Source organism: Ottowia sp., from assembly GCF_047601385.1.
In the GTDB taxonomy this organism is placed as follows: Bacteria; Pseudomonadota; Gammaproteobacteria; order Burkholderiales; family Burkholderiaceae_C; genus Ottowia.
Genome location: NZ_JASGJP010000001.1, coordinates 1,698,097 through 1,720,995, shown reverse-complemented (window position 1 = coordinate 1,720,995; position 22,899 = coordinate 1,698,097). Strand labels below are relative to the sequence as shown.

Genomic DNA, 22,899 nt, shown 5'->3' with positions numbered 1-22,899 from the left:
TCTGCTGGAAGGCTACGTGTTCCACGGGCGGCGGCAGGCGGGCATCGGGGGTGGCTTCTCGACAGCCTGTTTGGGGCCATCGACACGCTCGCCCTGTGCGCGGGCGTTCACCCCAGGCCCGATGGGCGCCCGCACCGCACGCTGGCCAAGCGGCGATGCCCTTCGCCGTTCACCACGGCCTGGAAGGCGGCGTTGCCATGGTCGTCGCGGTGCTGGACTGCCGCCAGAACCCGGACGCCATTACGCAGCGGCTTGAGTGGACTTTGTTGATGATGAAAAATGCCGCCAGCGCTCATGCAGAAAGCGCAGGCAGCTATCAAAAACGTAGTCAGAGCACCCGGTGCGACAGCGCCGGCAACTGCTGCCGCCGCGCCGCCAGCGCCGCCGGGTCCAGCTCGGCCAGCACCACGCCGGCGCCTTCGGCCTGCAGGGCCAGCACCTGGCCCCAGGGGTCGACCGCCATCGACTGGCCCCAGGTGCGGCGGCCGTTCTCGTGCGTGCCGCCCTGCGCGGCGGCCACCACGCCGGCCAGGTTCTCGATGGCGCGGGCGCGCAGCAGCACCTCCCAGTGCGCCTGGCCGGTGACGTGGGTGAAGGCGCTGGGCACCAGCAGCAGGTCGGCGCCCTCGGCGGCGTAGGCGCGGTACAGCTCGGGGAAGCGCAGGTCGTAGCACACGCTCATGCCCACCCGCCAGCGGTGGCCGTCGCGCGAGGGCAGGTCGAACAGCGTCGGCCGGGTGCCGCGCAGCAGCACGGCGGCCTCGTCGTACAGGCGGCTGCCGTCGTGGAAGCGGAACAGGTGGATCTTGTCGTAGCAGGCCACGCGCTCGCCCTGCGGATTGAACGCTAGAGAAGCGTTGCGCACATGCCCGGCATCGCGCGGCTCGCAGGCCAGCGGCAGCGTGCCGCCGACGATCCACAGGCCCAGTTCGCGCGCGGTGGCGGCCAGCCAGCCCTGGATGGGGCCGTGGCCCAGCGGCTCCTGCAGCGCCAGCTTGTCGGTGTCGCGCCGGCCCATGACGCAGAAGTATTCGGGCAGCAGGGCCAGCTCGGCGCCGGCGGCGGCGGCCTCGGCCAGCAGGGCGTGGGCGGCGCGCAGGTTGGGCTCGACCTGCGTGCCCGAGACCATCTGGATGGCGGCGACTTTCATGAACGTTCCTCCTCGGTGTCCTTGGGGGCCTGCGCGCGCGGGTTGACGGGCGTGACCTGCGGGTCGGCCCAGCTGCCGCCGACGTGGAATTCGCGCGTGGCGGCTTTGATGAGCGGCCGCTTGAGCACCAGCTGCGCGACGAAGGCGCCGATGCCGATGGCCGGGTTGATGACGGCGGCCGCCAGCGCGGCGGTGCCGGCGTCGATCTCGGGCACCACCAGCACGCGCAGGTCCTGCGTCTCCCTGTCGATATCGGCGCTGCCCTCCATCAGCACGGCGGCGTTGACGCCCTTCATCTGCAGGTTGTTGGTGCTGGCCACGCCGCCCTGCACGGCGACGTCGCCGCGCACGAAGTCGAACGCGAAGCCGGTGGAGAACACGTCGCGGAAGTCCAGCGTCAGCCGCCGGGGCAGGGCTTGCAGGCTGAGCACGCCCAGCAGCTTGGCGATGCCGGGGTCGGCCTTGAGGAACTGGCCGGCGCCCATGTCCAGGTGCAGCTGGCCATGCATGCTGGCGTAGTGCGGCGAGAAGGGCGCGCCGGCCCAGCCGATGCTGCCTTCGAGCTGCCCCTTGCCGCGTGCCAGCATGCCGGGCATGTCCAGCCGCGCGAGCAGCGCGCCGCCGTCCTGGATGTCGAGCTTGAAGTCGAGCTGCGTGCGGCGCGCCTCGCCCGGCGGCCGGGGCGCGCGCGGGTCGGCGGGCGGGGCCGGCCCGCGCGCAGGCCCCGCCCACAGCCCGCTGGCGGTGAAGCTGGCCTCGGGCGTGCGCAGCAGCAGGCGCGAGAGCTGCCATTCCTGCACGCCGCCGGCGGCACCCTGGCGCGCGGGCGCGGCGTCGCGGTTGACGGCCTCCAGCTCCAGCCGGCCGAGCTTCTTGCCGCGCAGCTCGAACTCGTCCACCACGATGTCGAGCGCCGGGATGTGGGCCGGCGGGTCGGTCAGCAGGGCGGGCTGCTCGCCGGCCGCGCTGGCGGGGATCGACAGGCGCGCCAGCCGGGCGTGCACCTTGCCGGCGCGGCCGTTGGCGCCCTCGCTGTAGTCGACGCGGCCGGCCAGCTCGCGCGCCTGCACCTCGGCGCGCCAGGTGGCGCCCTCGCGCGTGCCCTCGCTCGCCAACTCGTGCAGCACGCGGTCGTCCACGCGCAGCTCGCCCACGCGCACCGACCAGGCGCTGGGCAGGTAGGCGCGGTCGGCCGGGCCGGTCGCAGTGCCTGGTGCGGCGGACGCTGCGTCGCCCAGCAGGCTTTCGGCGGCGGTGTCCCAGGCATCGACGTCCAGCGCGGGCAGCCGCAGGCGGCCGAGCACGCCCGCGGCCGGCAGCGCCAGGCCCGCCGTGGCCTGTGGCCCGATGCCGATGGCGCCGCGCAGCACGCGGGCGGGGCGGACGCCGGTGTCCAGCTCGTAGTCCAGCGCCAGCTGGTCGGCCACGGCCAGGCGCAGGCGTTCGCGCCCGGCCTCGCCGGCCTGCGGGCCGGACTGGAAGCGCAGCGGCCACGCCGCCTCGGCGCTCTTGCCCAGCGGCGCGGGCAGATCGAACGCCAGGCCGCGCAGGTCGCTCGTCACCGCCACCTCGGGCGCGCCGGCGCGAAAGCCCACGCTGGCCTCGTAGGCCGCGCTGCCGCTGGCCTGGCGGGCGAAGGCGGGCAGCGGCGCCCAGTCGTGCATGGCGCGCAGGCCCTCGGCCGTGGCCGTGCCGCTGGCCCGCAGCACGACCGAGGGCGCGCCGGCGGCCGCGCCCGCCACGGTGCCACCGCTGATGCGCGCTTCGCCGCCCAGCAGGTGCGCGCGCGCGTCCTGCAACGTGAAGCCGGTCTCGGAAAAACCGATCACGCCCTGCGCCCGCCCCAGCGGCGGCGACGCGGGCGTGATGCGCAGGTCGTTGCCCTGCAGGGTGGCGCGGCCTTCCACCCTGGCGTTCTCGATGCGGTCCACCGGCAGGTCGAGCCTGAGCTTCAGCGCCGCGTCGCCGCTGGCGCTGGCCTCGTCCAGCGCGTGCTGCGTGTACTGCGCCGCCGGCGACTGCCGCACGATGCCCAGCGCCGCCGCCAGCGCGCCCTGGCCGTCGGCCTCGACCAGCACGCGGGCGTGGCCCATGTCGGCGATGCCGGCCTGGATGCGCGCGAAGCGCCAGCCCGGGTGGCCCTGCACGCGCGCGCTGGCGTTGCGCACCTGCATGCCGTTGCGCTCGAAGATCAGCTCGCCCGCCAGCGCCTCCAGCGCCGGCCAGGGCGCCTGCTCCTCGGGCTGGAGGGCGCGCGGCACGTAGGCCATGGTCACGCCCTGCACCTGGCCGGCGAAGCGGAACTCGCCGGCGGCGGGGTTCTTGTCGAACGGCACGTCGAGCAGGTTGCCCTTGACCTTGACGGCGAAGTCGCGCGCCTCGCCCTTCTGGATGGCGTCGCGCACGTAGTGCCGCGCCGGGGCCGGGATGCCCAGCGGCAGGTAGCGGTGCACGCGCGCGCCGTCGGCGCGGCTGAAGGCGCCCTCCAGGTCCAGCACGCCGGGAAAGCGCCGCTCGCCGGCCGCCGTGTGCCAGCGCGCCTTGAAGCTGGCGGTGGCGTCGGCGTTGCGCAGCTTCAGCTCATCGACATCCACCTCGATGCGCTCGCCCTGCACGCGCCACTTCGCCTGCACCGCCAGCTCGGCCAGCGGAATGCGCGGCTCCTCGAACACGCCGGGGAACACCAGCGCGCCGTCGCGGATGCCCAGCGTGGCCTTGCCGCCGGCGCCGCTGGCCTCCAGATCCAGCGACGCGCCCTCGATGCCGGGCACGCCCTCCACCGGCGTGCCGTCGGCGCGCGGCGGCGCCGGGCGGGCGCCGACCGACAGCGCGCTCAGACGCGTTTGCAGGCGCCAGTCGCGCGGCGCATCGAGCGGGCCGTCCCAGCGCGCGAGGATGTTGTCCACCCGGCCCTGCACCGGGTGCGCCGCCAGCCGTGCGTGCACGGCGGGCGGCAGCGGCAGGCGGCTGGCGATCTTGGCCAGCGCGGCCAGGTCCAGCGTGTCGCCGCGCAGCTCGCCGCCGGCAGACTGGCCGCCCTGGCCGTCGCGGTAGTGCAGGGCGAAGTTGCCGCCCGGCCAGGCCACGCCGTCGGCATCGACGAAGCGCAGGCCCTGCGTGTCGAAGTCCACCGCGCCCGCCTGGTGGCGCCAGCCCAGGCGCCCGCTGACGCTGCCGAAGGCCAGCGGCTCCAGCTCGGGACCGAAGCGCACCGACACCGCGCCCAGCGCCAGGTCGCTGGTGACGCCCGCCAGCGCGCCCCGGCGCACGTCCGCCCAGGCGCGCAGCGCGCCCCGGCCCTCGCGCAGGTCCACGCCCCATTCGGCCTTCAGGTCGGCGTACTGGCGCAGCAGCGACACGTCCACGTGCGGCAGGCTGGCGTAGAGCTGGCCGTCCCAGTCGCGCCACTGGCCGGCGTGCAGCGACAGCACCGGCTGGCGGAACCGGCCGATCAGCGTGAAGCGCTCGCCCCAGCCGTCCTCGGGCGTGGCGTCCAGGCGCATCTGGTGGCGCCAGCGGCCGTTGCGCAGCACCAGCTGCACGTCGTGCAGGCCCACCGGCGGCGCGGCGCGCTGCTCGTCGATCCAGCTGACGCGGCCGCCGCGCACCACGAACTCGGGCTGCGAGAAAAACCAGTCGGCGGCCCCGGTGTCGCCCGCCGCGTCGCCCGACAGGTCGATGCCCGCCACCAGCAGCCGGCCCTGCGCGGTGCGGCGCACCTCCAGCTCGGGCTGGTCGATGACCAACTGCTCCAGCTCGCCCTGCGCCAGCGACAGCACCGAGAACGCCGCCAGCACGCGCGGCACGCGCAGGCCGGGGCGGCCGCTGGGGTCGCGCACCTGCACGTCGAGCAGCGCCACGGCGGGCACCAGCGCGTTGGATTCGGCCCGGATGGCGCCGATGCTGACCGGCGCCGCAAGGGCCTCGGACGCCAGCTGTTCCAGTCGCGGACGCCATTCGTCGATTCGCGGCACAATGACCCAATGCAGCGTGGCCCAGGCCAGCGCCAGCAGCACGAACAAGGTCGCCACGGCGCGCACGGCCCACTTCATCAGGCTGGCGGCGAGGCGGATGGAGAACTGGACCAAGGCGTTCCGACGAGGGCAAAGGCCGCCCCGGCAGCAATGCGGGTCCGGCCAGGAGGCAACGAGAGAAATTATGACCGGCGGCGACGCGCAAGGTTCTTTGACCAACAGTGAGAGTTTGTCAGCGCCGTTCGCCGGCGCACCGGGCAGCGCCGCGCATTCGCGCCTGGTGCAGCGGCTGCGGCGCCGCTATGCCGACGAACTGGCCCTGCTGCCGCCCGGCGCCCCCAACCGCGAAAGCATGACGGCCTGTCTGGCGGCGCTGGCCGGGCGCGGCCACGACCTCGGCGCGCGCCTGCGCATCCTGCGCCAACTGGTGATGGAGCGCCTGGTGGTGCTCGACTGCGAGCAGGCCGCGCCCCTGGAGGCGGTCACCCGCGCCGTTACCGAGCTGGCCGGGCTGGCGCTGGACGCCGCCTGCGAGGACGCCTTCGCCCAGCTCGACGAGCGCCACGGCCCGCCCCTGACGGCGGCCGGCGCGTGCGCGCACCTGTGGGTGATCGGCATGGGCAAGCTGGGCGCGCGCGAGCTGAACGTGTCCAGCGACATCGACCTGATCTACATCCACGACGAGGACGGCGAGACCACCGGCCGCGCCGACGGGCGCGGCCAGGTCTCGGCGCAGGAGTACTTCACCCGCGCCGTCAAGCTGATCCAGGCGCTGGTGGGCGACGTGACGGAGCACGGCTTCGTGTTCCGCGTCGATCTGGCGCTGCGGCCCAACGGCAACTCCGGCCCCACGGTGTGCTCGCTCGACGCGCTGGAGGAATACATGCAGGTGCAGGGCCGCGAATGGGAGCGCTTCGCCTGGATGAAGAGCCGCGCCGTCGCCCCGCGCGCCGCCATCAAAGGCGGCTCGGCGCAGGCGCTGCGCGGCGTGGTGCTGCCCTTCGTGTTCCGCCGCTACCTCGACTACAACGTGTTCGAGGCGCTGCGCACGCTGCACCACCAGATCCGCGACCACGCCAGCAAGCGCTCGGCCGGCCGGCCCGAGCGCGCGAATGACGTGAAACTGTCGCGCGGCGGCATCCGCGAGATCGAGTTCACCGTGCAGCTGCTGCAAGTGGTGCGCGGCGGCCAGTTCCCCGAGCTGCGCACCCGCCCCACGCTGGAGGCCTTGCAGCGCGTGGCGCGCGCCGGCCTGATGCCGCGGGAGACGGCCGACGCGCTGGCGCGCGCCTACGTCTTTTTGCGCCGCGTCGAGCACCGCATCCAGTACCTGGACGACCAGCAGACCCACATCCTGCCGACGCAGGACGAGGATCTCGACTGGATCGCCCGCACCCTGGGCTACGACAGCGCCTGCCCCTTTCTCGCCGACCTCGGCGCGCACCGCGAGTTCGTGGCGCAGGAGTTCGACCGCCTGCTCGGAGGCGACGCGCCCTGCAAGGGCTGCGGCAAGAAGGGCCAGGGCGCCGCCGCGCGCGCCGCGCCGCCCGAGATCGAGGCCGTGCTGGCCCTGCTGCCTCCGCCGGTGCGCGAGCGCGTGGAAGAGTGGCGCCAGCACCCGCGCGTGCAGGCGCTGCGCGACGAGGCGCGCGGCCGCCTGCTGCGCCTGCTGCAGCGCACCGCCCAGTGGCTGCGGGAGGGCCGCGTCGGCGAGGACGCGGTGCTGCGCTTCGTCGACTGGGTCGAGCCGCTGCTGCGGCGCGAGAGCTACGTCGCCCTGCTGCTGGAGCGCCCCTCCGTGCATGAGCGCCTGCTCACGGTGCTGGGCACGGCGCGCTGGCCGGCGCGCTACCTGTTGCAGCACCCCGGCGTGATCGACGAGTTGGCCAACGCCGGCGTGCTGGCCGAGCGCTTCGACGCCGCCACCTTCGAGCGCGAGCTGGAAGAGCGCCACGCCGCCCTGCGCCGCACCCGCGAGGACGACGAGGAGAACCTGCTCAACCTGCTGCGCCGCGCCCACCACGCCGAGGTGTTCCGCACCCTGGTGCGCGACGTCACCGGCCGCCTCACGGTGGAGCAGGTGGCGGACGACCTGTCGGCGCTGGCCGACGCCATCCTGCGCGTCACCACGCGCTGGTGCTGGCCGCGCCTGCGGCAGAAGCACCGCGGCGAGCCGCGCTTCGGCGTCATCGCCTACGGCAAGCTGGGCGGCAAGGAGCTGGGCTACGGCAGCGACCTCGACATCGTCTTCGTGTTCGACGACGACGACGAGCGCGCCCCCGAGATCTACGGCGCGCTGGTGCGCAAGCTGATCAACTGGCTCACCGTCAAGACCGGCGAGGGCGACCTGTTCGAGATCGACACCGCGCTGCGCCCCAACGGCAACTCCGGCCTGCTGGTGACCAGCATCGACGCCTACGCCGACTACCAGGAGAACCGTGGCAGCAACACGGCATGGACTTGGGAGCACCAGGCGATGACGCGCGCCCGGATGATCCCGCCCGTGCTGGGTGAGGCCGGCGCCCTGGAGGCCCGCTTCGACGCCGTGCGCCACGCCGTCGTCACCGCGCCGCGCGACCGCGCCGCGCTCAAGGCCGAGATCATCGCCATGCGCGAGCGCATGCGCGCCGCCCACCCGGTGCCGCCTGGCCTGTTCGACGTCAAGCACAGCCCCGGCGGCATGGTCGACGCCGAGTTCGTCACCCAGTTCCTGGTGCTGGCGGACAGCGGCGCCCACCCCGGGCTGGAGCCCAACCTGGGCAACATCGCCCTGCTGCGCCGCGCCGAAGATGCCGGCCTGCTGCCGCCCGGCGTCGGCCAGCACGCCGGCGACGCCTACCGCAGCCTGCGCCGCCGCCAGCACATGGCGCGGCTTGACGAGCAGCCCACCCAGGTGCCGCCCGAAGGCGTGGCGGCTGAGCGCGATGCGATCATGGTGCTGTGGCAGGCGGTGTTCGGCGACATGAAAGCCTGATCAGGCTCCAGCGCTTGCCAGGCAAGCGCGGGCAGCTATCTTTTTCGGAGTTTTCCTCAATGATCCGGCAGAGCGCCGGCAGCCGCCAGCGACGCGGCGATGTCCGTCATCGACCGGAACAGCAGCAGCGGATCGTCGCGCGAGGCCACGAAGCCGCGGCGCACCCAGAACGCCGCCGCGTCCGCGTCCACCGCATGCACCACCAGTGCGCGCCCGCCGATCAGGCGGGCCGCGGCCACGCTGCGCTGCAAGGCGTGCTTGACCAGCCCCGTGCCGACGCCTCGGCCGGCCCAGGCCGTGTCCGTCGCCAGCTGCCCCAGCAGCAGGCAGGGCACCGGGTCGGGCGGCTGGCCGGTACGGATCGCGCGCGGCAACTGTGCCGGCAGCACCGCCGTGGGCGAGAGGCCATAGAACCCGACCACGCGCCCGCCCACGTGCACCACGACGACCGCCGTGAACCCCTTCTGCTGGTTGGACAGCGCGCGCGTCTGCAACCAGCGATCCAGCGCCGCATGGCCGCAGGAGAAGGCCGAAACGTCGTGCCGCTCGGCAAGCGGCTCCGGCCCCTCGATCATTCCAGCGTGCGTTCCCAGGGCGCCGGGCGCCGCAGCGCTTCCACCATCTCGGGCACGGCCGCGCCAGGCGCCGACAGGGCGGCCAGGAAGGCGTCGAACCCCTCGGGGCTCATGCGGATCGGCAGCGTGTCCAGCACCACCTCTTCGGCGGCGCGCACCGCCGCGTCGCGCATGAACTCGGTGCGCGAGCGCCCGCGCAGCGCTGCGGCGCGGTCGATCACGGCAATGTCGGCTTCGGCGAGCCGGAGCGACAACGGGTGTTCCTTGCGGGCGGCGAGGGTCATGGCGGGCCTCACGGGGTTTGATGAACGGTCTATTGTAGCGGCGTAGCGCAAATCACAATACACATTCAAAGGGAAATGTCGGTACCGGACGGCCATCCGTCCCGCCGCCGGTGCATTTCGCGCCCGCCACACCGCGTTTCGTCGCAAGCCGCTGGCGCGCCGAGCGCGGTGCCGCGAGCATCGCGCCATCGCTTTCATTCCAGCCAGCACCGCTCTGCCGCCATTCCGCTCAACCGCTGGTGAACCCCCACGCAGCGGAAGGACACAGAAATGGCGCGGGCTGACGGCACAATGGCCGGCTTCGTTTCATACCGCCATGTGGATCGCCCTTCACCGCCCTCGCATCCGACGACACGCGCAAGCCGCCGCGCTGGCCCTGGCCGGCCTGCTCGCCGGCTGCGCCGCGCCGCGCCCGGAACCGCCCGCGCTCGAAGCCACCTGGCCCGCCGTTTGGCAAGCCCCGCTGCCGCACGGCGGCGACCCGGCGCGGCTGGCCGGCTGGTGGCGCGAGGCGGGCGACGAGGCGCTGTCGGCGCTGATCGACGCCGCGCTGGCCGGCAGCCCCACGCTGGCCGCCGCCGAGGCGCGCGTGGCCCAGGCGCGCGCGCAGGCGCAGAGCGCGCGCGCGGGGCTGCTGCCGCAGCTCGGCGTGGCCGCCAGCGCCTCGCGCGGCAACGGCGGCAGCGTGGGCACCACGGCGCCGGGGGTCGATCTGCCGGTGGTCACCACGCTGCAAGCGGGCGCGCAGGCCAGTTGGGAGATCGACCTGTTCGGCCGCCAGCGCGCGCTGGTCGAAGCGGCCCAGGCGCGCACCGACGGCGCCCGGGCGCTGGCGCAGCTGGCGCGCGTGTCGCTGGCGGCCGACGTGGCCGACACCTACTACGGCCTGCGCCTGTGCCAGGCCCTGCTGGACACCACCACGCAAGACGCCGCCTCGCGCGCCGAGACCGCGCGGCTGGCCGCCATCAGCCAGGGCGCCGGCTTCACCGCGCCCGCCACCGCGGCCCTGGCCGACGCCAGCGCGGCCGACGCGCGCGCCCGCACGGCGCAGCAGCGCGCCGCCTGCGACGCGCAGCGCAAGGTGCTGGTGGCGCTGACCGGCCTGCCCGAACCTGATTTGATGCAAAAAATGGCTCCAGCGCCCGCCAGTCAAGCGCCAGCAGCTCTCTTTTCGATAGTAGAGATGCCCGCCGACACCCTGCGCCAGCGCCCCGACGTGTGGGCCGCCGAGCGCGAGGTGCTGGCCGCGCGCGCCGAGGTGGGCGCCGCCGACGTCGCGCGCTGGCCCGCGCTCAGCCTGGCCGGCAGCATCGGCGCGCTGCGGCTGCGCGCCGGCGGCGTGTCGCAGGACTTCAGCATCTGGTCGTTCGGGCCGCTGCAACTGTCGCTGCCGCTGTTCGACGGCGGCCGCATCGCCGCCGGCCAGGCTGCCGCGCGCGGCCGCTACGACGAGGCGGTGGCCAACTACCAGGCCAAGGTGCGCCAGGCGGTGCAGGAGGTGGAGACCGCGCTGGTGCAGGGCGCCGCCGCCCGCGAACGCACGCCAGACGCGCGCGCCGCCGTCGCCGGCTACCGCCGGCAGTTCGCCGCCACCGAGGCGATGTACCGCCAGGGCATGGCGAGCCTGCCGCAACTGGAGGAGGCGCGCCGCAACCTGCTGGCCGCCGAGACCGGCCTGCTGCAAGCCGAGCACGACGCGCGCGCCGCCGGCGTGCAGCTTTATCGCGCCGCCGGTGGTGGCTGGGCGCACTGAACACGGATGCCGCACATGACGCATTTCCGCACCCTCCTGATCCCCGCTCTGGCCGCCACGCTGCTGACCGCCTGCGGCGGCGGCGACAAGCCTGCCGCCGCCGACAAGGCCAGCGCCCCGCAGGCCGCCGCCAGCGCGCCGCGCGCCGCCCTCACGGTGACGGTGGCGCGGCCCGAGCCGCGCGTGCTGGCGCAGCAGGTGGCCGCCAACGGCAACGTGGCGGCGTGGCAGGAGGCGATCGTCAGCGCCAACGTGCAGGGCCTGCGCGTGGCCGACGTGAAGGTGAACGTGGGCGACGTGGTGCGCGCCGGCCAGGTGCTGGCCACCTTCGACGCCGCGCCGGTGCGCCAGGACGAGGCGCAGGCGCAGGCCTCGCTGGCCGAGGCCGAGGCGGCGCTGGCCGAGGCCGCGGGCAACGCCGCGCGCGCCGCCGCCGTCGAGTCCAGCGGCGCTTTGAGCGCGCAGCAGATCGCCCAGTACCGCACCGCCGAGAAGACCGCCCGCGCCCGCGTGCAGGCGGCGCGCGCGGTGGTGGCCGCCCAGCGCCTGCGGCTGGACCGCGCCGAGGTGCGCGCGCCCGACGCCGGCGTGATCTCCGCGCGCAGCGCCACCGTCGGCCAGGTGGCGGACAACGGCACCGAGCTGTTCCGCCTGGTGCGGCGCGGCCGGCTGGAGTGGCGCGCCGACGTGATGGCCGAGGACCTGGCGCGCATCCGCCCCGGCCAGGCCGCCGAGCTGACCCTGCCCGGCCCGCCGGATGCCGTGCCGCGCGTACAGGGCACGGTGCGCCAGCTCGGCCCCACGGTGGACCCGAAGACGCGCTACGCCACCGTCTACGTCGATCTGCCGGCCGGCTCGCTCGCGCGCGCCGGCATGTTCGCCAGCGGCCGCATCGACGTGGGCGAGAGCCGCGCGCTCACGGTGCCGCAGGAGGCCATCGTCATGCGCGACGGCTTCGCCCACGTGCTGCTGATGCAGCCGGGCGACGCGGTGCGCCTGCAACGCGTGCGCACCGGCCGGCTGGCGGGCGACCGCATCGAGCTGCTGGACGCGCTGCCCGAAGGCGCCACCGTGGTGGTGCGCGGCGCCGCCTTCCTGAACGACGGCGACCATGTGCGGGTGGTGCAGGATTCAGAGCCGAATCAGGCTCCAGCGCCCGCCAGTCAAGCGCCGGCAGCTATCAAATAAGTAGTAAGCGACGCATCGCCATGAACTTCTCCGCCTGGTCGATCCGCAACCCGGTGCCCGCGCTGATGCTGTTCGTGCTGCTCACGCTGGGCGGCCTGTTCGCGTTCCACCAGATGAAGGTGCAGAACTTCCCGGACATCGAGATGCCGATGGTCACGGTGGCCGCCTCGCTGCCGGGCGCCACGCCGGGGCAGCTGGAGAACGACGTCGCGCGCAAGATCGAGAACAGCCTGGCGACGGTGCAGGGCGTCAAGCACATCAGCACCACGGTGGTGGACGGCGCCGTCAGCATCATGGTGGAGTTCCGGCTGGAGAAGGACTTGCAGGAGGCGGTGGACGACGTGCGCTCGGCCGTCTCGCGCGTGCGCAGCGATTTGCCGACCGACCTGCACGAGCCCATCGTCGCCAAGCTCGACCTGGCGTCGTCGCCGATGCTGGCGTTCGCGGTGGCGTCCGGACGCGGCGCCGCCCGGCCGCCCGAAGGCGCCAGCACCGCAGCCCGCGAGGGCGCAGGTTCGTCGATGACTGCGGCCGACCTCTCCTGGTTCGTGGACAACGACGTCGCCAAGCGCCTGCTCGCCATCCCCGGCGTGGGCGCGGTCACGCGCGTGGGCGGCGCCGACCGGCAGGTGCAGGTGGCGCTGGAGCCGGGACGGCTGCAAGGCCTGGGCCTGGCGGCGGCCGAGGTGTCGCGCCAGCTGCGCCAGGTACAGATGGAAAGCGCCGGCGGCCGTGTCGATCTGGGCCAGGGCGAGCAGCCGGTGCGCACGCTCGCCACGGTGCAGAGCGCCGGCCAGCTGCGCGCCCTGCCCATCGCCCTGCCGGACGGCCGCAGCCTGCGGCTGGACCAGGTCGCCACCGTGAGCGACACCGTGGCCGAGCCGCGCACCGCCGCGCTGCTGGACGGCAAGCCGGTGGTCGGCTTCGAGGTGGCGCGCAGCCGCGGCGCCAGCGAGGTCGAGGTGGGCGCCGGCGTGCGCCGGGCGCTGGCGGAGCTGGCGGCCGCGCACCCCGACCTGCGCTTCACCGAGGCGTTCGACTTCGTCACGCCGGTGGAGGAGGAATACCACGCCTCGCTGCACATGCTGGCCGAAGGCGCGCTGCTGGCGGTGCTGGTGGTGTGGCTGTTCCTGCGCAACGGGCGCGCCACCTTCGTGGCGGCGGTGGCGCTGCCGATGTCGATCCTGCCGGCGTTGATCGGCATGTATTTGTTCGGCTTCACCATCAACGTGGTGTCGCTGCTGGCGCTGTCGCTGGTGGTGGGCATCCTGGTGGACGACGCCATCGTCGAGGTCGAGAACATCGTGCGCCACCAGGGCATGGGCAAGCCGCCCTACCAGGCGGCGATGGAGGCGGCCGACGAGATCGGCCTGGCGGTGATCGCCACCACCTTCACGCTGATCGCGGTGTTCCTGCCCACGGCCTTCATGACGGGCGTGGTGGGCAAGTTCTTCAAGCAGTTCGGCTGGACGGCGGCGCTGGCGGTGTTCGCCTCGCTGGTGGTGGCGCGCCTGCTCACGCCCATGATGGCGGCCTACATCCTCAAGCCTGATCCGAAGGCGCACCATGAGCCCGGCTGGCTGCGCGTCTACGGCCGCTGGGCCGCGTGGTGCGTGCGGCATCGGCTGGTCACATTGATCGGCGGGCTGCTGTTCTTCATCGGCTCGGTGGCGCTGATCCCGCTGCTGCCCACCGGCTTCATCCCGCCGGACGACAACTCGCAGACCCAGGTCTACCTGGAGCTGCCGCCCGGCGCCACGCTGGACAAGACCTTGCAGGCGGCCGAACAGGCCCGCGCGCGCCTGCTGCGCAACCCCTGCGTCAAGAGCGTGTACACCACCGTGGGCGGCGGCTCGGCGGGGGGCGACCCGTTCGCCACCTCCAACCCCGACGTGCGCAAGGCCACGCTCACCATCCAGCTCAGCCCGCGCGCCGAGCGGCCGAAGAAGCAAGTGGTGGAGGCCGACCTGCGCCAGCTGCTGTCCGACCTGCCGGGCGTGCGCAGCAAGGTCGGCCTGGGCGGCTCGGGCGAGAAGTACATCCTGGTGCTGCAAGGCGAAGACCCGAACGCGCTGTCGCTGGCCGCCCGCGGCGTGGAGGCCGACCTGCGCACGCTGCCGGGCCTGGGCAGCATCACCAGCACCGCCAGCCTGGTGCGGCCGGAGATCGCCGTGCAGCCCGACTTCGCCCGCGCGGCGGACCTGGGCGTGACCTCGCAGGCCATCGCCGAGACGCTGCGCGTGGCGACGGTGGGCGACTACGACGCCCAGCTGCCCAAGCTGAACCTGGCGCAGCGGCAGATCCCCATCGTCGTCAAGCTCGCCACCGACGCGCGCAAGGACCTGGACGTGCTGGCGCACCTGCACGTGCCCGGCGCGCGCGGGCCGGTGCCGCTCAGCCAGGTCGCCACGCTGAGCTACAGCGGCGGCCCGGCCGTCATCAACCGCTACGACCGCGCGCGCAACGTCAACCTGGAGGTGGAGCTGTCCGGCCAGGCGCTGGGCGACGTGGCCGCCAAGGCCAAGGAACTGCCGGCGGTGAAGAACCTGCCGGCCGGCGTGCGCGTGGTGGAGATCGGCGACGCCGAGGTGATGGGCGAGCTGTTCGTCGGCTTCGGCCTGGCGATGCTCACCGGCATCCTGTGCATCTACCTGGTGCTGGTGCTGCTGTTCCACCACGTGCTGCACCCGGTCACCATCCTGGCGGCGCTGCCGCTGTCGCTGGGCGGGGCCTTCGTGGCGCTGCTGCTGGCGGGCAAGTCGTTCTCCATGCCCTCGCTGATCGGGCTGATCATGCTGATGGGCGTGGCGACCAAGAACTCCATCCTGCTGGTGGAGTACGCCATCATGGCGCGGCGCGGGCACGATGGCAGCGACGGCCGGCCGGCCGTCGCGGGCATGAGCCGCTTCGACGCGCTGATGGACGCCTGCCACAAGCGTGCCCGCCCCATCGTCATGACCACGCTCGCCATGGGCGCCGGCATGCTGCCCATCGCCGTCGGCTGGGGCGCGGCCGACCCGAGCTTCCGCTCGCCGATGGCGGTGGCGGTGATCGGCGGGCTGATCACCTCGACCTTCCTCAGCCTGCTGGTGATCCCGGCCGTGTTCACCTACGTGGACGACGTGGCGCAGTGGTTCGGGCGGCGGTTCCGGCGCGGCGCGACGCACTGAATTCACCAGAAAACCAACCCCGCGACGAGGTGCGAATGGCGCGCGGCGCGCTACCTCGGGCCGCGCCTTCGCGCGGAACCCGCGGGAGAGCCCGCGGCGGCCATGCCCCGCTGCTCAGGAGATCGTGAACACGTTCTTGGATGCGGATGCCCGCCCCACCCCTGGCACGCGCAGGGCGCCGCCCCTACACTGCGGCCACCGCCACTCCCGCGCCCGGCCATGACAGATTCCCGCACCGCATCCGCCCCTGGGCCGGCAGGCTGTACCGGCGCGCCCGTCGTCCGCCATCTGCGCCAGGTGCTGCTCTGGCCCGTGCGCCTGATGCGGCCCGATCACCGGGGCCCCGACACGGTGCCCGCCTGGCAGCTGCTGCAGGCCATGGGCGAGGCCTCGCCCTGGCGCGAGGTGGTGGACGAATACGACGCCGGCGGCGGCGGGCGCTTCCAGGAGCGGCACTACAACGAGTTCGTCAGCTTCCTGCCCTACGTGCAGCGCTTCCTCTACGGCGAAGGCCGCGGCGGCTCTCGCGGCGAGGGCCGCGCCGAGCGCGGAGGCGACTCGCCCATGCGCGTGTTCCGCCGCCAGGACATCGCCGCGCTGCGCGTGGTGCCCCGGGCGGGCGACGCGCCCCTGACGCTGCACGTGGCGCACATCGACCTGTACTTCTTCTACGACGTGGACGTGGTGATCCTCAACGTCGAGGTCGGCGCCGACGACCTGAGCCTGGCGCAGGCGCACGAGCAGCTCTACCGCTTCGGCCGCGCCTACCCCGCCGGCTGGAAGCCCGACGGCGCCGCGCTGCACTGCATGCACGGCGTCGAATGGCTCGATGCGCAGGGCGCCGTGCTGGCCAGCTCCGACGCGCGTGAGCGCGAGGTCTTCCTCGCCCACGTGTCCGAGCACCGCGCGCCGCGCGTGGCCAGCCACTGGGACTACGTCATGCGGCCGCTGGTCAGCGACCATTCCGGTGCCGTCGGCGCGCTCCGCTACCGGCAGATCGAGTACTACCGCATGCCCATGATGGCCTACCTGGCTGTGGACGAGCCCCAGCGCCTCACCCGCGCCGAGTTCGTTCGCCTGGGCCTGGTCACCGGCCCCGGCGGCGCCGACGGCGACCTGCCCTTTTCGGAGCAGCACCTGGACGACTTCGAGCAGCGCTGCTGCTACGACCGCTTCTGGTCCCCCGGCGGCGCCGCGCCCTACACGCGCTACCTGTGCAGCGGCCACGCGCTGGTGGTGGTGGGCGACGCGCGCGCCGAGTTCTTCCGCTGCCCGCTGCGCGGCGTGCTGGCGCAGTTCCGGCACCAGCACTTCCTGCTGTTCCTGATCGCGCACTTCCAGAAGGCCGCGCTGCTGATGTTCTCGGCCCAGCTCGTCGAGGCCCTGCAGCGGCTGGACATCCGCGACGTGCGGCTCGTCAAGCGCTTCAAGCGCTCGATCCGCGCCGCCTTCGAGCGCTTCCTGCGCTTCACGCACCGCTATTGGTTCCACCAGATTTCCGAGCAGGCGCAGGTGCGTGCCCTCTCGGCCCTGTGCGTGCGGCATCTGGACACCGACGCGCTCTACCAGGAGGTGCGCGACCGCATCGCCGACATGAACGCCTACCTGGAGACCGACAGCCTGCGCCGGCAGGCCAACACCGTGATGCGGCTCACCGTGGTCACGCTGTTCGGCCTGATCGGCTCGGTGACCACGGGCTTCCTGGGCATGAATCTGCTGGCCGAGGCCGACGCGCCGTGGTGGCGCAAGCTGGGCATGTTCATCCTCGTCGCCGGCTTCTTCACCTGGCTGACCTTCTACACCCTGATCAAGTCGCAGCGTCTGTCGGACTTCATCGACGCGCTGTCCGACCAGCGGCAGACCTGGCGCGGCAAGCTGGCGACGCTGGCGCGAGTGTGGCGCGCGGGCGCCGATTGACCGGGCGCCTCCCGCCATGCGCCGCCTGCTTGCCGTCCTCCTTGCCGTTCTTTTCGCGGCCCTCGCGGCCGGCTGCGCCACCGCGCCCGCCGGCGGTCCGGCGCGCGGCGCGGCGCCCGGCTACCTCGGCGGCGCCACCCTGGACGTGCCCAATGCCGACGCGCTGCGCCGGCGCATCTGGGTGCCCGGCCTCGACGAGGGCTACGTGCCCCAGGGCCTGGCCAGCGCCCCGGGCGGCGTGCTCTACGTCAGCGCCTACCGGCCGATGCCCGACCTGAAGGCCAACGGCGGCCCCTGCCGGGTGTTCCGCGTCGATGCCGCCAGCGGCGCCGTCACCGGGCGCTTCGACGTCCCGCCGGGCGCCTGCACCCACGCCGGCGGCCTGGTGCTGGTCGGCCCGGGCCGGCTGCTGCTGGCCGACACGCGCCGGCTCTTCCTGATCGACCTGGCGCGGGCGCTGGCCAGCGGCGGCACCGAAGGCGCCGCGCGCACGCTGAAGCTCGGCGGCGCGCTGCGCGGCGCCTACGCCGCCTTCGACGGGCGCGACCCGTGGATCGGCACCTGGACTCGCGAGCCCGGCGCGGCGCGCATGTACCGCCTGCCGGCCAGCCTGTTCGACACACTGGACGGGCAGACCATCAGCGAGGCGCAGGCGCTGGAATCCCTGCCGGTGCCGCTGGAGGCGCAGGGCGCGGCCTTCGACCGCGAGGGCGGGCTGTGGCTGTCGGCCAGCAACGGCCGCTGGGCGCGGCTGTACCGGCTCGACCGCCAGGGCCAGGTTCGGGCCGGCTACCCGATGGTGCCGGGCCTGGAGGGCCTGGCGGTGGACGAGGCGGGCCGGCTGTGGAGCCTGTCGGAGTCCGGCGCGCGCAAGTACCTGCACTGGGCGGCGCGCTTCCCGTTCGTGTTCCAGATCGATACGGCGCGGCTGCGCGCGGCGCCCTAGGAGTCTGCGCGGCAGAAGCCGCCGAAGCGAAACGCGCGAAAAACGAGGACAGCGTGGTGATACCGACAAGCCCAGGGTAGGCCCCCTGGGCGCAGGCGGTAGCGCCGCGATGGACCGTTTTCTCGCGCGTTGCAGCCGGCGCAGGTTCTGCCGCGCAGACTCCTAGCAGGTGCGTGCCGCGCCGGCCAGCGGTCGGTTCGCCGGGCGCGGCCGCTGCGCCGGCCATGCGCGGCCGGAATGAAAGGCGGCGCCCCGCGGGCTTCACTATCATCGGCTGCCATGCCCGATGCCCTGCCCCCGAGCCGCCCGCCCGTCGGCGCCGACGACGACCTGGGCGCGCTGGCGCCGTTCCGGCACGGCGTGTTCGCCATGCTGTGGAGCACCTGGCTGATCGCCAACCTGTGCATGTGGATGAACGACGTGGCATCGGCCTGGCTGATGACCACGCTCACGTCCAAGCCCATCTGGGTGGCCCTGGTGCAGACGGCGGCCACGCTGCCCATGTTCCTGCTCGGCCTGCCTTCCGGCGCGCTGGCCGACATCCTGGACCGCAAGCGCTTCCTGTTCTTCACCCAGGTGTGGATGGCGGTGGTCGGCACGCTGCTGTCGGCGGCGGTGTTCGCCGGCGTGGTCACGCCGCCGCTGCTGCTGCTGCTGGTGTTCCTCAACGGCATCGGCCTGGCGATGCGCTGGCCGGTGTTCGCCGCCATCGTGCCCGAGCTGGTGCCGCGCCCGCAGCTGCCGGCGGCGCTGGCGCTCAACGGCGTGTCGATGAACGCCTCGCGCATCCTCGGGCCGCTGGTCGCCGGTGCCGTCATCGCCAGCCTGGGCAGCGCCTGGGTGTTCCTGCTCAACGCCGTGCTGTCGGTGGCGGCGGCGGTGGTCATCTCGCGCTGGCGGCGCGAGCACCGCCCCAGCCGGCTGGGGCGCGAGAGCCTGCGCGGCGCCATGCGCGTGGGCGTGCAGTACCTGGCGCAGTCCTACCACCTGAAGGGCGTGCTGCTGCGCATCGCCGTCTTCTTCTTCCATTCCACCGGGCTGCTGGCGCTGCTGCCGCTGGCCGCGCGCGCCATCGACGGCGGCAACGCCGGCACCTTCACCGTGCTGCTGGCGGCCATGGGGGCGGGCGCCATCGCCTCCACCTTCGCGCTGCCCCGGCTGCGCCGCGCGTTCGCGCGCGACCGCCTGGTGCTGCTGGGCGCCTGCGGCCAGTCCCTCGCCACGGCGGTGATGGCGGTCAACCACAGCCTGTGGCTGGGCGTGCTGGCCATGGCGCTGGGCGGCGCGGCCTGGATCACCACCGCCAACACGCTCAGCGTGTCGGCGCAGACCAGCCTGCCGGACTGGGTGCGCGCGCGCGGCATGTCGATGTACCAGATGGCCATCATGGGCGCCAGCGCCGCCGGCGCGGCGGCGTGGGGCCAGGTGGCGACCTGGTCCAGCGTGCCCTGGGCGCTGGGCATCGCCGCCGCCGCCGGCGCGGCGGCGATGGCGCTGGCCAACTGGCGCTGGCCCGACCGCGGCATGATCGACGACCCCACGCCCGCCGGCCCGCAGCCCTGGCCCGAGGCCGCCGCCCCGCCCGAGAGCGGCCACGTCGTGGTCACCATCGAATACCGCATCGACCCGGCCCAGGCGGCGGCCTTCCGCGCGCTGATGGAGGAAAGCCGCCGCGCGCGCCTGCGCCAGGGCGCCGTGGCCTGGGAGCTGCTGTCGGACATCAACGAGCCGGGCTACTTCGTCGAGGTGATCGAGGACGCCTCCTGGACCGACCACCTGCGCCGCTTCGAGCGCGTGACCGCCGCCGACGTGGCGCTGCGCGAGCGCAAGTGGGCCTTCCACGTGGGCGGCGAGCCGCCCCTGGTGCGGCGCCTGCTGCGCGAGAGCACCGCCGCCCCCGTGCCCCGCCCCCGCCGGGTGCCGAAGCGGCGGGCTTCATCATGAAAATGGGCTCCAGCGCTTGCAGGGAAAGCGCTGTCAGCTACTGAATTAGGAGCAAATGCGCTCAGGCGGCCTGCAGCGCGCCGTCCACGAACACGCGCAGCTCGCCCGGCGCGAACGGCGTCCACGTCTCGTCGCGCGTCAGCGGCGTGGTGGCCACCACGGCCACGCGGTCGGCCGGCGTGGTGTGCTCGGCGAAGTTCACGGCCAGGTCCTCGTCGGCCAGCCGCGCGCTGGCGAACGGGTGCTGGCGCACGATGTGGCACAGCTTGGTGCTGGCGTGCGCCCACAGCGCCTCGCCGTTGGACAGCAGCATGTTGAAGGTGCCGTGGCGCGCCACCCGCGGCAGCAGCTCGCGCAGCGTGCGCGTCAGCTCCTCCACCGGCGGCACCGTGGCGTGCGCCTTGGCCAGCTCCTGCATCAGCCAGCAGAAGGCCAGCTCGCTGTCGGTGCTGCCCACGGGGCGGAACTGGCCGTGCAGGCGCGGCGCGTAGTCCTTCAGGTCGCCGTTGTGGGCGAACACCCAGTAGCGGCCCCACAGCTCGCGCACGAAGGGGTGGCAGTTCTCCAGCCGCACGTCGCCCACCGTGGCCTTGCGGATGTGCGAGATGACGTTGCGGCTCTTGATCGGGTAGCGGCGGATCAGCTCGGCCACCGGCGAGTCGCAGGCCGCGCTGCTGTCGATGAACAGCCGCGCCCCGCGCCCCTCGAAGAAGGCAATGCCCCAGCCGTCGGCATGGTGGTCGGTGCGCCCGCCGCGCTGCGCGAAACCGGCGAAGCTGAAGGTCACGTCGGTCGGCGTGTTGCAGTTCATTCCCAGCAGTTGGCACATGGCGGCATTATCTGGGTGGCGTCAGCCGGCTGCCCTGGCTCAAGCCCCGCGCCGCCAGCATGGCCAGCGCGCACAGCGCGGCCAGCATCAGGAACACCTCGTCGAAGGCCGCCAGCCGCGCCGCCGGGTGGCGGCCGTCGGTCAGCGCGGTGCCGTGCGCGGCCAGCCGCCATTCCAGCACGATGCCGCACAGGCTGACGCCCGCCGCGCCGCCCAGCATGCGCACGAAGCCGATCACGCTGGAGCCCTGCGCCAGCAGCTCGGGCGCCAGCCCGCGCATCGCCCCCAGGTTGAGCGAGGGCAGGATGAAGCCCAGCCCGACGCGGCCGACGATGCAGTACACCATCAGCCACCACAGGTTGGCCTGCAAGCCGATGGTGACCATCAGCGCGAACGACAGAGCCAGCAGCGACAGGCCGATGTTCACCAGCAGGCGGGTCGGCTGCCGGTCGGCCAGCCGTCCCACCAGCGGGATCACCACCGCCAGCGCGATGCCCGCCGGCATCAGGATGCCGCCCACGCTGGTGGCCGACAGGCCCAGCCCCATCAGCATGTACACCGGCAGCAGGTAGGTGGAGCCGAACAGCGCGGTGCCGTAGATCAGCGCCACCAGCGAGCCCATGGCGAAGGGCCGCCAGGCGAACAGCGCCAGGTCCATCAGCGGCGCCTGGCCGCGCGCCGAGCGCCGCCGCTGCCAGGCCACGAAGGCCAGCGCGCTCAGCACGGCCAGCGCCAGCAGCGCGCCGGCCTCCCACGCGGGGCCGCCACTCAGCGCCACCAGGCCGTTCAGCAGGCACAGCGTGCCCGCCGTGCCCAGCGTCAGGCCCACCCAGTCCAGCGCCTCGTCGCGGCTGGCCGCCGCGCCGCCGGGCGCCGTCACGGGCACGTAGCGGCGCGCGAGGTACAGGCAGGCGATGCAGAACGGCGTCACCATGAAGAAGATCGAGCGCCAGCCGAACCAGTCCACCAGCAGGCCGCCGATCGAGGGGCCGACGGCCGGGGCCAGCACCACGCCCATGCCGAACAGCCCGCTGGCGCGGCCCTGCTCGTGCGGCTCGAAGGCGCGCATGATGATCAGCGCCGGGATCGGCTGCACCACGCCGGCCGCCAGCCCCTCGGCCACGCGCGCGGCCAGCACCAGGGGAAAGTTCTGCGCGAAGCCGCCCAGCAGGCCGCCGGCCAGCAGCATCCACATGCAGCCGCTGTAGGTGGCGCGGTAGCCGAAGCGCGCCAGCAGCCAGGGCGTGGTCAGCATGGCCACGGTGCTGGCCACCATGAAGCCGCTGGTCACCCACTGCGCGCGCGCCTGCCCCAGGTTGAACTGGTGCGACAGGCCGGGGATGGCCACGTTGACCACGGTGGACGACATGATGGCGGCCACCGTGCCTACCATCACCGACAGCAGCAGCAGCCAGCGGTAGCGCTCGCCATAGCGGGCGGCGAGCGCGGCGCTGGATCCGGAGGGGGCTTCGTTCTGGGGCGGCATGGGGCGGGGGAGGAGGCTGGGGCAGCCGCGAGCATAGCCGCGCCGCGCGTGGCTTGCAGCCCGGCTTTACTCGCCGGGGGAGTCCGGCGGCTGCGCGGCGGCGCAGCGGGCGCAGATGCAGGCCTGGCGGCGCGCGGCCGGCGGCACGCGCGCCAGCAGCGCGGGCGGGAAGGCGGCCGCCATGCACCAGCAGGCTGGCGGCAGGCCGTTCGCGGCGCGCGGCACTGCCATCGCGCAGCCGTTCGGGCCGCCGCACAAGGGGCAGCGCGCAGGGGCGGGGGCGGTGTCGGCAAGCTCCATGCGGGTATTCTGGGGGAAGACACCCCTGCGGCGATCACAGAGGAAACGGCGTGATCCAGGCCCTGACCGCACCCCAGTTGCAGGAGCTGACGGCTCTGCTGGAGGCCCGCCGCCAGGCGTTGCAGGCCCAGGTGGCGCAGAGCCGCGCCAACCTGGCGCCGGCCGAGAACACCGGCGGCAGCGTGTCGCAGGACGAGCGCGGCCGCCTGGCCCACCAGACGCGCGAGGTGGACGCGGCGCCGACCGCGCTGGACGAGATGGCGGACGGCGGCTACGGCGACTGCGAGGAATGCGGCCGCCCGAGCCCGTTCGAGCGCCTGAAGGCGGAGCCGATGACGCGGCACGGCGTGCAGTGCAAGTCGGAGTGGGAACAGGCCCAGCCCGCTTGAGGGACGGCGCTTCTCGTGAT

The 22,899-nt window shown here is 73.7% G+C and carries 15 protein-coding genes; 8 read left to right on the top strand and 7 right to left on the bottom strand.

The window, feature by feature from the left end; all coding sequences use genetic code 11:
- Positions 1 to 328: 328 nt before the first annotated feature.
- Entirely contained in the window at positions 329 to 1,150 is an 822-nt protein-coding gene (locus QM772_RS08315) for a carbon-nitrogen hydrolase family protein (RefSeq protein ID WP_415135387.1), read from the bottom strand.
- Positions 1,147 to 5,238 carry a YhdP family protein gene (locus QM772_RS08310; protein WP_415135385.1) on the bottom strand — a complete coding sequence of 1,364 codons (4,092 nt, stop codon included), beginning with the start codon at positions 5,236 to 5,238 and terminating at the stop codon, positions 1,147 to 1,149. Before QM772_RS08310 ends, QM772_RS08315 begins: the two co-directional genes overlap by 4 nt.
- A 70-nt stretch (positions 5,239 to 5,308) precedes the next feature.
- Here QM772_RS08310 and glnE point away from each other — a divergent pair, with 70 nt between their 5' ends.
- On the top strand, positions 5,309 to 8,098 hold the full coding sequence (gene glnE / locus QM772_RS08305) for a bifunctional [glutamate--ammonia ligase]-adenylyl-L-tyrosine phosphorylase/[glutamate--ammonia-ligase] adenylyltransferase (RefSeq protein ID WP_415135383.1): 2,790 nt from the start codon (positions 5,309 to 5,311) through the stop codon (positions 8,096 to 8,098).
- 56 nt (positions 8,099 to 8,154) lie between these two features.
- On the opposite strand, the gene QM772_RS08300 is transcribed toward glnE, so the two are convergent.
- Complete coding sequence (locus QM772_RS08300; protein ID WP_415135381.1) at positions 8,155 to 8,673, bottom strand: GNAT family N-acetyltransferase; 519 nt, start codon at positions 8,671 to 8,673, stop codon at positions 8,155 to 8,157.
- Entirely contained in the window at positions 8,670 to 8,957 is a 288-nt protein-coding gene (locus QM772_RS08295; protein WP_415135379.1) for a DUF1778 domain-containing protein, read from the bottom strand. The genes QM772_RS08300 and QM772_RS08295 overlap by 4 nt, the downstream gene beginning before the upstream one ends.
- 316 nt (positions 8,958 to 9,273) lie before the next feature.
- On the opposite strand from QM772_RS08295, the gene QM772_RS08290 reads away from it, so the two are divergent.
- From QM772_RS08290 to QM772_RS08265, 6 genes are all read left to right on the top strand, one after another.
- Complete coding sequence (locus tag QM772_RS08290; RefSeq protein ID WP_415135377.1) at positions 9,274 to 10,710, top strand: efflux transporter outer membrane subunit; 1,437 nt, start codon at positions 9,274 to 9,276, stop codon at positions 10,708 to 10,710.
- A 15-nt stretch (positions 10,711 to 10,725) separates the two neighbouring features.
- Positions 10,726 to 11,898: an efflux RND transporter periplasmic adaptor subunit gene (locus tag QM772_RS08285; protein ID WP_415135375.1), complete on the top strand. Its 1,173-nt coding sequence runs from the start codon at positions 10,726 to 10,728 to the stop codon at positions 11,896 to 11,898.
- A gap of 20 nt (positions 11,899 to 11,918) precedes the next feature.
- Entirely contained in the window at positions 11,919 to 15,068 is a 3,150-nt protein-coding gene (locus QM772_RS08280; protein ID WP_415135373.1) for an efflux RND transporter permease subunit, read from the top strand.
- Positions 15,069 to 15,287: 219 nt separating this feature from the next.
- Positions 15,288 to 16,985, top strand: a complete 1,698-nt coding sequence (locus QM772_RS08275) for a hypothetical protein (RefSeq protein ID WP_415135371.1) — start codon at positions 15,288 to 15,290, stop codon at positions 16,983 to 16,985.
- 16 nt (positions 16,986 to 17,001) lie between these two features.
- Complete coding sequence (locus QM772_RS08270) at positions 17,002 to 17,931, top strand: hypothetical protein (protein ID WP_415135369.1); 930 nt, start codon at positions 17,002 to 17,004, stop codon at positions 17,929 to 17,931.
- A gap of 279 nt (positions 17,932 to 18,210) precedes the next feature.
- Positions 18,211 to 19,875, top strand: coding sequence for an MFS transporter (locus QM772_RS08265; RefSeq protein WP_415135367.1), 1,665 nt, complete (start codon positions 18,211 to 18,213; stop codon positions 19,873 to 19,875).
- A 61-nt stretch (positions 19,876 to 19,936) separates the two neighbouring features.
- Here the strand turns inward: QM772_RS08265 and QM772_RS08260 are convergent, their stop codons facing one another.
- The 3 genes from QM772_RS08260 to QM772_RS08250 all read right to left on the bottom strand — a co-directional run bounded on the left by QM772_RS08260 (position 19,937) and on the right by QM772_RS08250 (position 22,490).
- Positions 19,937 to 20,704: a class II glutamine amidotransferase gene (locus QM772_RS08260; protein WP_415135365.1), complete on the bottom strand. Its 768-nt coding sequence runs from the start codon at positions 20,702 to 20,704 to the stop codon at positions 19,937 to 19,939.
- A gap of 7 nt (positions 20,705 to 20,711) precedes the next feature.
- Positions 20,712 to 22,190, bottom strand: coding sequence for a DHA2 family efflux MFS transporter permease subunit (locus QM772_RS08255; protein ID WP_415135363.1), 1,479 nt, complete (start codon positions 22,188 to 22,190; stop codon positions 20,712 to 20,714).
- 66 nt (positions 22,191 to 22,256) lie between these two features.
- Positions 22,257 to 22,490 carry a cysteine-rich CWC family protein gene (locus tag QM772_RS08250; RefSeq protein WP_415135361.1) on the bottom strand — a complete coding sequence of 78 codons (234 nt, stop codon included), beginning with the start codon at positions 22,488 to 22,490 and terminating at the stop codon, positions 22,257 to 22,259.
- Positions 22,491 to 22,540: 50 nt separating this feature from the next.
- Here QM772_RS08250 and QM772_RS08245 point away from each other — a divergent pair, with 50 nt between their 5' ends.
- Positions 22,541 to 22,879, top strand: coding sequence for a TraR/DksA family transcriptional regulator (locus QM772_RS08245; protein ID WP_415135359.1), 339 nt, complete (start codon positions 22,541 to 22,543; stop codon positions 22,877 to 22,879).
- Positions 22,880 to 22,899: the final 20 nt, after the last annotated feature.